We start from the raw sequence: 11,009 nt of genomic DNA, 5'->3' as shown, positions 1-11,009 counted from the left end.
GCAGGCATGTTTTTCGATTTCGTGGGTGTCAACTATGAAGAAGACGTCGACATCTGGATCGCGGAAGTAAAGCTAGGGTCGGAGGTTGTCTATCAAGGCAACTACGGCGATCCGGAGATCGCCGCAGTGGGCCGCGAGGTCGCCATCTTGAAGAACGGATGGGCGGCTCAGCGGAACTTCCCTGAGGAGACGCTGGACGCGCTGTGCAAGCGGTTCGCCGCGAGCCTCGAGGACTCGTTCGCGGTGGGAGACGTGACGTGGCACGAGTGGGTCTCGAATATCGGCCTGACGCCCGAGGAGTTCCTGCTGCGGGCCGATGTTCACCTGCCGTCCGAGTCGGGGCGCAGGTCCTAAGAGCCTATTTCGGTAGGGAAGAAATCGGCCCGCCTGCTGCGTTCTAGCAGCAGGCGGGCAGGCGCATAGGTCTGGTGAAGAAGGACGATGGCTGGAGGATGGTACGTTGCGGAGTGGTGGTCATATTGTGACCTGCCCTGCGCTCTTCCACTGCTACGACGTGCCGGACCTGCCCCGCACCGACAATGACCTGGAGCACCTCTTCGGCACCTGCCGCTACCACGAGCGGCGCGCCTGGGGCCGGGTGCGCGCAAGCGCGGGACTCGTCGTGCGCGGAGCCGTGCGGCTGCCAGCCATTGCCTCGGCACTCCTTCTGCCTGCGCTTGACGGCCCCTACCTGGAACCTGGGAACATCAATGACTGGCAGAGACTGCGTTTTCAGCTTGAGCAGCGGCGCGTCCCTCGCATCCTGGGCCGGCGCTTCCGCGCCAACCCGGATGGCTACCTCCGAGACATCGAAGATGGGCTCAGGCCATATTTACCGGCGTAGTTTTTTCATTCAACTCCTGACGGGCCCGCTGCTGGCGAGCCGGGTCGGCGCGAAGGAATCGATAGGTGGGCCGATACGGGCGAACGCCATGGCGGCGGCAGAAATCGCCCATGGCCGTCTCGCCCACGCGAATCCCTGTCTGCCGGTAAAAGAAGGCGGCCAGGGTGGCGTGCGTCCAGTTGGCACGCTTCAACCCACAGGCCCGGGGGCCCTAGCGTTTCCAATCCAGAATGGTAGGCGCCAGGTCCTCGGAAATCAGGGGTGTCTTGCCCGGCGCCCACTGAATCTTCAGCCCTTCCAGGCCCTCAGCGCGGTAACGAGCGAGGAAGCGCTGGATGTTGCGCGGCGTCGTCCCCAGGTCCTCGACAATCTGCTGCTGAGGACGGCTCCGGGCGGTTATCAGCACCGCCTGACACCGCTCGCGCAGACGCCGGTTTCCCGTCGTCCGGAATCATGCTTCCAACTCGCTCCTCTGCCCTTCACTCAGCTTCAGCCGACTCATGTAGGTTCAACACACGACCAGCGACGGATTCATCCGAGCCGTGAATCAGAGTGGTAGCCGCGCCGAGAAGAGACTGGTCGCCGAGGGTTGCGTGGCTTCAGGAAGAGTCAGGCACATCGTCGAGGCGCACGCCCTGGGGATGTCCCCAAGGCACCCCTCCGCCGCTTCCTCGATGCCTCCGACGCCAAGGACTGGAAGTTTGCCTACTGCCTGCTCGCAGCCCCTGCGCGCCCGCTACGCCCCCCGAGCACCTCCGCGAGGACTTCGAGTGCGAACCCCGTCGCCATGCGGTGCCGCCGCACCCACTCTCTCTTCCTGTCCATGTTGACGCTCCGGTGGCTCATCCGCGCACGTCCCTGGGCGCACCCCGCGGTGGAGGTGCTCGTGGATTCGCGTAGATGCACGGGTTAACTGTCCGGGTAGTCGCCCACCCCACCTACCAGCCGCGCTTCTTCCAGCTGTCTTTGGAGTGAAGGGCTCCCCGTCCCGACTGCTCCGACGCGCGAGCCGCTTGGCCGCCCCCCGCTACGAACAGCTTGGGTGACCCGCCTGCGATCCATGGCCCCGGTCGACCACACTGTCCGCCTGCCTCAGCTTCCGTCCCCGCCCCTGCGCGTGCGCCCTCATCTCTGGGCAACACGCGACAGGTCATCCGGGAGGAGGACTAGGGCGTCGCGCGCCAGGCGGCGATGGCGAAGAGGGCCCAGCCTGCGAGGAAGCCCAGGCCGCCCAGGGGCGTCACCGCTCCGAGGACTCGGACGCCGGAGAGTGCGAGTGCGTAGAGGCTGCCGGAGAACAGGACGATGCCCACGAGCATGGCCCAGCCCGCGCCATTCAGGAGCGAGGAGGGGCGCAGCAGGGCCAGCAGTCCCACCGCGAGCAGCCCGAGCGCGTGGTACATGTGATAGCGCGCGCCCGTCTCGAAGATGACGAGGAGGTCGGGAGGGAGCCGGGCCTTGAGCGCGTGCGCGCCGAAGGCTCCCGCGGCCACGGACAGGAAAGCGTTCACCGCACCGAGCACGAGCCACCACCGCATCATCGAACGCCTTTCATCGAGAGTCCGTCTGGTGCACGCTACACCGCCGTTGATGGAGCGTCCTGGCCGACGTGAACTCCAGGCCACTCATACCCGCATGACATCCCCCACCTTCACTCCTTCTTCCAAGCCCATCCCCTTCGAACTGCGCCCGTCGTCCATCCAGGGCACCGGCGCCTTCGCCACCCGCCGCATCCGCAAGGGCGAGCGCATCATCGAGTACGTCGGTGAGCGCATCGCCCAGGCGGAGGCGGACCGTCGCTACAACGACGAGGCCATGGGGCGGCACCACACCTTCCTGTTCAACCTGGACAGCAAGACGGTGCTCGACGCGGGCACCCTGCACAACGAGGCGCGCTACATCAACCACTCGTGTGCCCCCAACTGCGAGGCGCTCATCGACAAGGGGCGCATCTACATCTTCGCCTTGCGCGCACTCGAGGTGGGTGAGGAGCTGGTCTACGACTACGCGTACGAGCGCACCGAGGACATGGGCCCGGACTCCGAGGCCCTCTATGTGTGCCGCTGTAGTGCGCCCCAGTGCCGGGGCACCATCCTGGCGCCGGAGAAGAAGGCCCCCGCCCGGAAGAAGGCCTCGAAGAAGACGAAGTCCGTGTCCAAGTCCCGCTCCGCGAAGAAGCCCGTGAAGGGGAAGAAGACGACGAAGGGCAAGAAGTCCGCGGGCGGCCGCAAGCGCCTGGCGGGGTGAGGTGGGTTGCCCGGGCCTGACGCGCTGTCGTCGGGCCTTGTGGCGAAGTGAGTGCGAGGGCCAGCGACGCCGGCCGGGAGTTGTCGCCCTGGGGCCCGCGAAGGTCACGTGCTGGTGCGGGCCAATCCCAGTTCCCTGGCCCGCCGACTGAGTGCATTCCGAGACACCTCAGCCGCGCCCCTGCGGATTCAGGTCGCCAGCGCATTCGTGGAAGCAGCGAGTGACTCCTGCCACGTCCACGACTCCCGCGAGCCGGATGCTCGGGCTGCGATTGATGCGGTTGTAGATGGAGGTGCGTGGGATGTAATGCCGTGCGCTGGACTCTGCCTGCTCATCATGAGGGTTTGTGCAGCGCATTCCGTACGCAGTCCTGTCTTGAGCGTTGTCTTTGAGAGGGTAAAGGCATGTTGGGTCTGGCGCTGCTGGCTGACTCCAGTCAGGCCGGAGGGCCGCCTCTGGTTGGATTGGTCTGGGCATGCCGCGTGCGTCTGGCTGTCGTATAGTGGCCCGGTGAACGACGTCCTCTCCTTCCTGCTCACTGAGTCCCCCGAGCCCGTCACACTTGACTCCGTCGAGACGTGGTGGCGCCGTCATGTGGAGCTGGTGCCGCGGTTCCAGTCGCCCGCGGACCTCGCGCTCGCGGGAGGCTTTCGCGCGGACCGGCTCGGATTTGCATTCGCCTCCGGGTACCACGCCGCCCACCGCTTCCTGTTCCCCATGCTCCCCGCCGACAAGCCCGTCGCGCTCTGCGCCACGGAGTCGATGGGTGGGCATCCCGCCGCCATCCAGACGCGTCTTGCGCCCACGGCCACGGGCTGGACACTCACAGGGGAGAAAGCCTTTGTCACGCTGGGCTCCAGCGCGAAGCTGCTACTCATCGTCGCCTCCGAGGGACAGGACGATCAGGGCCGCAACCGGCTCAGGTTGGTGTCCGTGGACGCCAGGCGCGCGGGCATCATCGCTACTGAATTGCCCGAGCTCCCCTTCGTGCCCGAGGTCCCTCACGCGGAGCTGCGACTCGAAGACGTGGCGGTATCACCGGACGAAGTACTCCCGGGCGATGGCTACACGCGCTACCTCAAGCCCTTCCGCACCGTGGAGGACTGTCATGTCCATCTCGCACTCCTCGGCTGGCTTCTCCAGCTCGGCCGACGCAGCGGCTGGCCTGACCCCATCCGCGAGGAGTTGCTCGCGCTCGCGGTGATGATGCGCGGGCTTGCCCAGGCGGACCCGTCATCCGTGGCGACGCATGTGGCGCTCGCTGGCGCGCTGGCTCAGGTGAAGCGCACGCTCGTCGAGAGTGAGCCGCTGTGGGCCCAGGTCGATGGTGTGACTCGTGAGCGCTGGGGGCGCGACCGCCGACTGCTCGACGTCGCTGGGAAGGTGCGCGCCAAGCGGCTGGAGGCTGCTCGCGCGAAGCTTGCGGGCCCGGTGCCGGAACAAGGCGACTGACCTCAGGACGCGCGTACAGGCAAAAGGGCGGAAACCGCTCGCGCGAAGCTTGCGGGCCCGGTGCCGGAACAAGGCGACTGACCTCCGGACACGCGTACTGGCGAGACAGTGGAACCCGCTCGCGCGAAATCGTCATGCGTGGCGCCAGAACAAGGCGACTGACCTCAGGAATCGGGCGTGCCGGGACAGGGGACGCCGCTTGCTCGAAGCTCGTCCCTTGAAAGACGAAGGGCCGCGCCCCTGTACGGGGCACGGCCCTGACACGCCTCACGGCGTGAACCCTGGTCTGCTCAGTACCGTCCGCCGCCCACGATGGAGACGAGGGCGGACAGGATGCGGTTCTCCACGCCCCACACGGCCTTGTTCAGGCCCTTGATGCCCGCTCCGCGCAGGTAGTCCGTGAAGTCGTGCAGCGCGGTGGAGCGCTGCGTGCTCTGCCCCTCCGCCGCATACAGCAGCGGCGTGCCCGGCGCGCCCGTCAGACCCAGGTCGGGACAGGCCTCGGACAGCTTCTGCGGATCAATTCCCGTCGCCGCCGACAGCATCGCCACCGTGAACTTGTGCACCGGCAGCTCGCGCGCGTTCGGCACCTTCTTCAGGACCTTCTCCCGGTCCTTCGGATCCGTCGCGAGCTGATCCAACGTCACCTTCGACATCGCGATGAGCTGCTCGTTCGACACCTTCTTGCCGTCCAGGATGGCGCGGCCGAGCAGCGACGCCGGCGTGTCTCCCTTGATGGTGACATCCGCCCCCGGCATGTTCTGCATCCGGTCCCAGATGGCCTGCACCGCCTTGCCCACCTCGGTGTCCGGCCCGCCGCGCCACGCGCCCGGCGTCGGCTGCGCCGCCACGGCCTGCACCGGCGCCGCCAGCTTCGCCTCGAAGGTGCTCAGCTGCGCATGCCCCACCGCGTTGGCCCTCGCCGGGGCCGCCGTCTGCTGCGCCTCCCGCTGCGGCTGGAGCGACGTGGACGGGTTCGACGTGACGACGCGGGGGCGGTTGCTGATGGGATTCATGCTTGGGGGACTCTCCAGAATTCGACGAATCAGGAGGTTATCGCAGGATCTCGGTAAAGGTTGTCGCCCAGCGGAACTCCATCCGTACTCCGGGTGTGACGCGGCATGTCATGGGCTGATCCACCCGAGCCCGGCCCGCTCCGGTCGGCCCCGAGGGCGGCACGCATTCCGCACGACAACCGGCCGGTGAAGCCGTATTCGGGGCGGCATGAAGCGTTTCCCCTCCGAGTTCGCCGACCTCCTCACTCCCAAGGGCCGCCGCATCCTGGAGGGCCGGGACACCTCAGTCTCTGGCGCGTTGCTGGACCCCGCGCGCCGCTTCGTCTCCCTCCAGGGCGTGGTGGACGCGACTCGTGCCGCCGCCTGTCGCAATGCGCTCGACGCGGCGCTCAACGACACCCTGGTGCGCATGGAGGACCCCATCCCCGTGGACTCCATCTCCGGGATGACGATGAACTACATGGAGCTGCTGCCCAAGACGGTCCGCGTGCGCACCGCGCTGCTGGAGAACCGGCGCTCCCGCTCCTGGCGCGCGGCGGAAGCGGTGGGGCTCACCACCATGCTTCGCTCGGACACCTTCGCCGCCTTCGCCGCCTCCGTCAGTGGCCGCGTGCTGCGGCGCAACTGGGGCATCCAGGTGCTCTGCTACGGGCCCGGCGACTACTCCGGCCCTCACAATGACCACCACCCCGAGGAGGCCGAGGCCCGTGCCGGCTACGTGGACATGCACGTAAGCCTCACCATGCCGGGCGTGGACCACCAGTACCTCGTCTATGAGAAGGACGGGCACCTGTCCGAGATGACGCGGGTGAGCACCGTGGGCGGCATCACCGTGTACCGGCTGCCCTTCTGGCACTACACGACGCCGCTGCTCGCCAAGCGCGGCAAGGAGGACCAGTCCCGCCGGTGGGTGCTGCTGGGGACCTTCCTCGACGCCGCCCCCCAGGCCCGGCCGTCCTCCACCGTACCGCCGCCGGGGACAGGGGCCCGTCCGCCCGCTCGGGGGACGTGATTCGGACGTGGCGAGACGCCCGGTAGCGGTTAGCTTCGGGCCGACATGAGCCCCACCGACACCGATGCCCTGGCCGATGACCTGCTCGCGTACATCGATGCCTCGCCCACGCCGTACCACGCGGTGCGGGAGACGGCCCGCCGCCTGGAGCAAGCGGGCTACCGCGCCCTGGACGAGCGCGAGTCCTGGACGCTGAAGCCCGGTGAGCGCGTCTACGTCACCCGGGGCGACACCAGCATCGCCGCCTTCCACCTGGGCACCGCGCCAGTGGACCGGGCGGGCTTCCGGCTGGTCGGCTCCCACACCGACTCGCCCAATCTGCGACTCAAGCCCAACGCCCAGGTCGCCAAGAACGGCTACCAGCAGCTCGGCGTCGAAATCTACGGCGGGGTGCTGCTGCACACCTGGACCGACCGAGACCTGTCGCTCGCCGGCCGCGTCGTGCTGCTCGAGGGCGGAAAGCCCCGGGGCCACCTGGTGGACTTCCGCAAGCCGCTGTTGCGAGTGCCCAACCTGGCCATCCACCTCAACCGAGGCGTGAACACCGAGGGCCTCAAGCTCAACCCGCAGGAGCAGATGGTGCCCGTGCTGGGCCTGGAGAGCGCGGGCGCGGTGGACCTGCGCGCCATGCTGGTGAAGGAGCTGTCGAAGGGCGGCGTGAAGGCGGAGGCGGCCGACATCCTGGGCTACGACTTGTGCCTCTACGACTTGCAGCCGTCCACGCGCTCGGGGGCGCACGAGGAGTTCCTCCATGCGCCGCGCCTGGACAACCTCGCGAGCTGCCATTCGAGCCTGACGGCGCTGCTCACCGGCCCGGCCTCGCGCGAGGCCACCAGCGGCGTCATCCTGTTCGACCACGAGGAGGTGGGAAGCCGCAGCGCGCAGGGCGCCGCGTCCCCCTTCCTGCGCACGCTCCTGGAGCGCCTCACACTGGGGCTCTCGGACGGAAAGCCCGACGCCTTCCACCGCGCCATGGCCCAGTCCTTCCTGGTCAGCGCGGACATGGCGCACGCGGTCCACCCCAACTACGCCTCGCTGCACGAGCCCAAGCACCAGCCGCAGATGGGCGCCGGGCCCGTCATCAAGTCGAACGTGAATCAGTCCTACGCCACCGATGGCGAGTCCTGGGCGTACTTCGCCGCGCTGTGTCGCGAGGCGGGGGTGACTCCGCAGCACTTCGTCACGCGCACGGACCTGGGGTGCGGCAGCACCATTGGCCCCATTACGGCGGGACAGCTCGGCATCCGCACCGTCGACGTGGGCAACCCCATGCTATCCATGCACTCCATCCGGGAGATGGCGTGCGCGTCCGACGTGGCGGCGATGGTGGCCGTGCTCCGTCGCCTCTTCGCGTGACGCAGGGCTGTCAAAAGCGGGCCGGGGAGGTGATAGACCTTTGTGCGTGACTTGGCCGCGCGCGGGAGGTCCCTGGTGGTGCGAGGCGCCCTGGAAGCGGGTTCTCCCCCGCCAGGGCGCACCGCTCGGCCTCTCTCTTCCCGGAGGCAAGGTCGAGCGCTCCCGGCGCTACCTCGCGCGAGTCTTCCGCTGGCTCTCCCAGCCGCGCACCGTGCTGCACGTGGGGCTCGCCGGCTCGCATCGCTGCATCGTCAGCCAGGACGACGAGGGCCGGCGCTACCTCCAGTTCGGCTGGGACAGCGCATACCAGAGCGTGGTGGGGCAGGGCTTCCCGCTGCGGCTGGAGCTCGAATACACGCAAGGCATGATTGGCGGCGTGGCCTTCGTGGCCAATCCCCAGCGCATCCTGATGGTGGGTGTGGGGGGCGGCTCGCTGCCCATGTTCCTGCGCGCCGCGCTGCCCCAGACGCGCATCGACGCGGTGGACAGTGACGGGGAGGTGCTCGAGGTCGCCCGGCGCTACTTCGGCTTCCGCGAGGATGCGCTGCTGCACGCGCACGTGGCGGACGGGCGCCGCTTCATCGAAACGCCGGGGCCCGCCTACGACGTCATCCTCCTGGATGCCTATGGCCCCCGAGGCATGCCCAAGGCGCTGGCGACATGGGAGTTCCTCCAGGCCGCCAAGGCCCGGCTCACGCCCGACGGCGCGGTGGTGAGCAACGTGCACCGTTCTCCCAATCCGCTGTACCCGGCGATGCTCCAGACGTGGCAGGCGAGCTTCGCGCAACTGCACGCCTTCGATTCGCAGACGACGGCCAACCGCGTCTTCGTGGGGCTGACGTCCACGCAAAAGGTCTCGCGAGGGGCGCTGAAGGCCCGTGCCGGTCGGCTGGCCCGCGCCGCGCGCTTCAACCTGCGCGCGCTGATGTCGCGTCGATTCGAGGACCGCGAGGTCCGCCGCGCCTCCTCGGAGGGCCGAGCGCTCGACTCGCTGGACCTCGTGCTGCACGACGAGGACTGACCGCTCCGCCGCGTCAGGACAGCGCGCGCGTGAGGCGCTGCTCGCGCGCCTCGCTCAGCGTGCCCACGTCCAGCAGGGCCGCGACCTTCTCCTGCGCGGAGAGGGGCTCGGCGCCGCCGCCCAGCAGCTTGCGTCGCGCGGACTCCAGGGCCGCGGGCGAGGTGTGTTCGGCGAGTCCCGGCTGCGACTCCAGCAGCGCCAGGTGCAGCGCGTGCATCTTGGCGTCGCCGAGCACCCGCTCGATGGCGTCCGGCACCGGCTCCACCGCGTGCTCCTCGGTGATGGCCTGGGCCCGCTCCACCACCTCGGGAGGCTCCGTCTCCTCCGGCAGGAGCAACAGCCCCCGTCGCGCGGCCCACATCCCCAGCGAGGAGCGCGCCGTCAGCACCGTGAGGGGGACGGCGAGCAGCAGCCCCACCGCCACCGGCATCAGCCACGCCACCAGCGCCGGGGACACCAGCGCGGCCACGGCCAGCATCCCCACGCCCACCGCCATGTGCACGGCGTGACGCCGCGCCGCTTCGGACCACGGCAGGTCCGCGTCCTCGCGCTGCTGGCTGGACCAGTTCACCCGGTACCCCAGGAGCGTGCCGAAGACGAAGTGTGACTGGAACAGCATCATCACCGGCGCCAGGAGCGAGGCCAGCACGCTCTCCACGAGCACGCTGAGCACCAGCTTCACGCGGCCCCCCATCTTCGCCGCCTCACCCCGCTTGAAGAGCGCGAGCATCAGCCCCAGGACCTTGGGCGCGAACAGCATGCCCATGGACACCGCGAACAGGCGCAGCGCGCCGGGCGCGTCGAACGCGAGCACGGGCGACTCCAGCGCGTGCGCGTCCAGGAAGAAGCGGTCATGCAGCGCGGCGACGAGCCCCGACACCAGGAACAGGAGCCACAGCGGCGAGGCGACATAGGACATGACGCCCATCAGGAAGTGGCCCCGGCTGAACGGATGCAGGCCGCCCGCCATGACGAGGCTCAGGTGCTGCAGGTTGCCCTGGCACCAGCGCCTGTCGCGCTGCGCATATGCGAGCAGGTTCGGCGGCGGCTGCTCGTAGCTTCCGCCCAGCTCCGGCACCAGCCACACCGTGTAGCCCGCGCGCCGCATCAGCGCCGCCTCGACGAAGTCGTGGCTGAGGATGTGTCCGCCGAAGGGCTGCTTGCCCGGGAGCACCGGCAACCCGCAGTGGTTGATGAACGCCTCCGTGCGGATGATGGCGTTGTGGCCCCAGTAGTTGGACTCGCCCAGCTGCCACGCCGCCGCGCCCGCGGCCACGACGGGCCCGTACACCCGGCCCGCGAACTGCTGGAGGCGCGCGAAGAGCGTCGTGCGGCCCACGTTCAGCGGCGGTGCCTGGAGGATGCCCGCGCGCGGGTTGAGCTCCATCAGCCGCGCCATCTTCACCAGCGTGCGGCCGTCCATGAGGCTGTCGGCGTCCAGCACCACCGTGAAGTCGTAGCGGCGGCCCCACCGCTCGCAGAAGTCGCCGAGGTTGCCCGCCTTCTTGCCCGTGTTGTCCGTGCGCCGCCGGTAGAAGATGCGTCCCTGGCCGCCCACCCGGCGGCACAACTCCGACCACGCCAGCTCCTCCGCCACCCACGCCTCCGCGCGCGTGGAGTCGCTCAGCACGTAGAAGTCGAAGGCGTCCAGATGCCCGGTGGCGGCCACGGACTCGTACGTCGCCTGCACGTTGGCGAAGACGGAGGCCGGGTCCTCGTTGTGGATGGGCATCACCACCGACGTGCGCGACGCCAGGGGCTGGCCCTCCTCGTCCGGCGTCGGGTAGCGCAGCCCGGGAAGCCGGGGGCCCAGGGCCAGTTGGAGGAAGCCCGCGATGGCCGTCCAGAAGGACAGCGCAATCCAGCCGAAGCACAGCGCGAAGAGCCCCACCAGCACCACTTCGGGCACCGAGGTGCCGTGGGCGCTCAACAGGCGGTGCATCTCCAGCGTCCCCACGAGGGTGGTGATGGCCGCCAGGCCCAGGACTCCGACGCGCCGGAAAGCGGCGCTCTCGGGCGAAAACGAGTGGGCTTCCATCGCGGGGCTCCGGTGCACTCCCG

11 protein-coding genes and 1 pseudogene are annotated in these 11,009 nt (G+C 68.9%); 7 read left to right on the top strand and 5 right to left on the bottom strand.

Annotation, left to right across the window (positions count from 1 at the left end):
• Positions 1–6: 6 nt before the first annotated feature.
• Together HUA75_RS21675 and HUA75_RS21670 are read left to right on the top strand one after the other, a co-directional pair.
• Positions 7–354: a hypothetical protein gene (locus tag HUA75_RS21675; RefSeq protein WP_141642552.1), complete on the top strand. Its 348-nt coding sequence runs from the start codon at positions 7–9 to the stop codon at positions 352–354.
• Between the two features lie 136 nt (positions 355–490).
• Positions 491–844, top strand: a pseudogene (locus tag HUA75_RS21670) (ISNCY family transposase); the annotation flags it as partial.
• On the opposite strand, the gene HUA75_RS47955 reads toward HUA75_RS21670, so the two are convergent.
• From HUA75_RS47955 to HUA75_RS21655, 3 genes are all read right to left on the bottom strand, one after another.
• Positions 822–1,037, bottom strand: coding sequence for a winged helix-turn-helix domain-containing protein (locus tag HUA75_RS47955; RefSeq protein ID WP_141642553.1), 216 nt, complete (start codon positions 1,035–1,037; stop codon positions 822–824). The pseudogene HUA75_RS21670 and the gene HUA75_RS47955 overlap by 23 nt on opposite strands.
• Before the next feature lie 18 nt (positions 1,038–1,055).
• Positions 1,056–1,271, bottom strand: coding sequence for a helix-turn-helix domain-containing protein (locus tag HUA75_RS21660; protein WP_141642554.1), 216 nt, complete (start codon positions 1,269–1,271; stop codon positions 1,056–1,058).
• A 739-nt stretch (positions 1,272–2,010) separates the two neighbouring features.
• Entirely contained in the window at positions 2,011–2,385 is a 375-nt protein-coding gene (locus HUA75_RS21655) for a DUF423 domain-containing protein (RefSeq protein WP_141642555.1), read from the bottom strand.
• A 94-nt stretch (positions 2,386–2,479) separates the two neighbouring features.
• On the opposite strand from HUA75_RS21655, the gene HUA75_RS21650 reads away from it, so the two are divergent.
• Both HUA75_RS21650 and HUA75_RS21645 read left to right on the top strand, forming a co-directional pair.
• Positions 2,480–3,091, top strand: coding sequence for an SET domain-containing protein (locus HUA75_RS21650; RefSeq protein WP_174487433.1), 612 nt, complete (start codon positions 2,480–2,482; stop codon positions 3,089–3,091).
• A 510-nt stretch (positions 3,092–3,601) separates the two neighbouring features.
• The gene (locus tag HUA75_RS21645; protein WP_174487432.1) at positions 3,602–4,543 is read left to right on the top strand and encodes an acyl-CoA dehydrogenase family protein; all 942 of its coding nucleotides are present in this window, start codon (positions 3,602–3,604) and stop codon (positions 4,541–4,543) included.
• A gap of 290 nt (positions 4,544–4,833) precedes the next feature.
• Here HUA75_RS21645 and HUA75_RS21640 read toward each other — a convergent pair whose 3' ends face one another.
• Positions 4,834–5,559, bottom strand: coding sequence for a hypothetical protein (locus HUA75_RS21640; RefSeq protein ID WP_174487431.1), 726 nt, complete (start codon positions 5,557–5,559; stop codon positions 4,834–4,836).
• Positions 5,560–5,767: 208 nt separating this feature from the next.
• Between HUA75_RS21640 and HUA75_RS21635 the strand changes: the two genes are divergently transcribed.
• From HUA75_RS21635 to HUA75_RS46870, 3 genes are read left to right on the top strand one after another with little or no spacing between them, the layout of a single operon-like run.
• Positions 5,768–6,571, top strand: coding sequence for a hypothetical protein (locus HUA75_RS21635; protein ID WP_141642559.1), 804 nt, complete (start codon positions 5,768–5,770; stop codon positions 6,569–6,571).
• Positions 6,572–6,616: 45 nt separating this feature from the next.
• Positions 6,617–7,927 (top strand): M18 family aminopeptidase, encoded by a 1,311-nt coding sequence (locus tag HUA75_RS21630; protein ID WP_174476847.1) that lies wholly within the window; start codon positions 6,617–6,619, stop codon positions 7,925–7,927.
• 46 nt (positions 7,928–7,973) lie between these two features.
• Positions 7,974–8,948, top strand: a complete 975-nt coding sequence (locus tag HUA75_RS46870) for a fused MFS/spermidine synthase (protein WP_174461770.1) — start codon at positions 7,974–7,976, stop codon at positions 8,946–8,948.
• Positions 8,949–8,961: 13 nt separating this feature from the next.
• Here the strand turns inward: HUA75_RS46870 and mdoH are convergent, their stop codons facing one another.
• Positions 8,962–11,004, bottom strand: a complete 2,043-nt coding sequence (gene mdoH / locus HUA75_RS21620; RefSeq protein ID WP_371746164.1) for a glucans biosynthesis glucosyltransferase MdoH — start codon at positions 11,002–11,004, stop codon at positions 8,962–8,964.
• Between the last annotated feature and the right edge of the window lie 5 nt (positions 11,005–11,009).

It is taken from the genome of Myxococcus sp. CA040A (genome assembly GCF_013336725.1).
In the GTDB taxonomy this organism is placed as follows: domain Bacteria; phylum Myxococcota; class Myxococcia; order Myxococcales; family Myxococcaceae; genus Myxococcus; species Myxococcus llanfairpwllgwyngyllgogerychwyrndrobwllllantysiliogogogochensis.
This window is presented reverse-complemented; position numbering and strand designations above follow the sequence as displayed.

Excerpts from the sequence above, each read along its gene's own strand:
- HUA75_RS21675 (WP_141642552.1), top strand. The coding sequence starts at position 7 with ATGTTTTTCGATTTCGTGGGTGTCAACTATGAAGAAGACGTCGACATC.
- HUA75_RS21655 (WP_141642555.1), bottom strand. The coding sequence starts at position 2,385 with ATGATGCGGTGGTGGCTCGTGCTCGGTGCGGTGAACGCTTTCCTGTCC.
- HUA75_RS21650 (WP_174487433.1), top strand. The coding sequence starts at position 2,480 with ATGACATCCCCCACCTTCACTCCTTCTTCCAAGCCCATCCCCTTCGAA.
- HUA75_RS21640 (WP_174487431.1), bottom strand. The coding sequence starts at position 5,559 with ATGAATCCCATCAGCAACCGCCCCCGCGTCGTCACGTCGAACCCGTCC.
- HUA75_RS21635 (WP_141642559.1), top strand. The coding sequence starts at position 5,768 with ATGAAGCGTTTCCCCTCCGAGTTCGCCGACCTCCTCACTCCCAAGGGC.
- HUA75_RS21630 (WP_174476847.1), top strand. The coding sequence starts at position 6,617 with ATGAGCCCCACCGACACCGATGCCCTGGCCGATGACCTGCTCGCGTAC.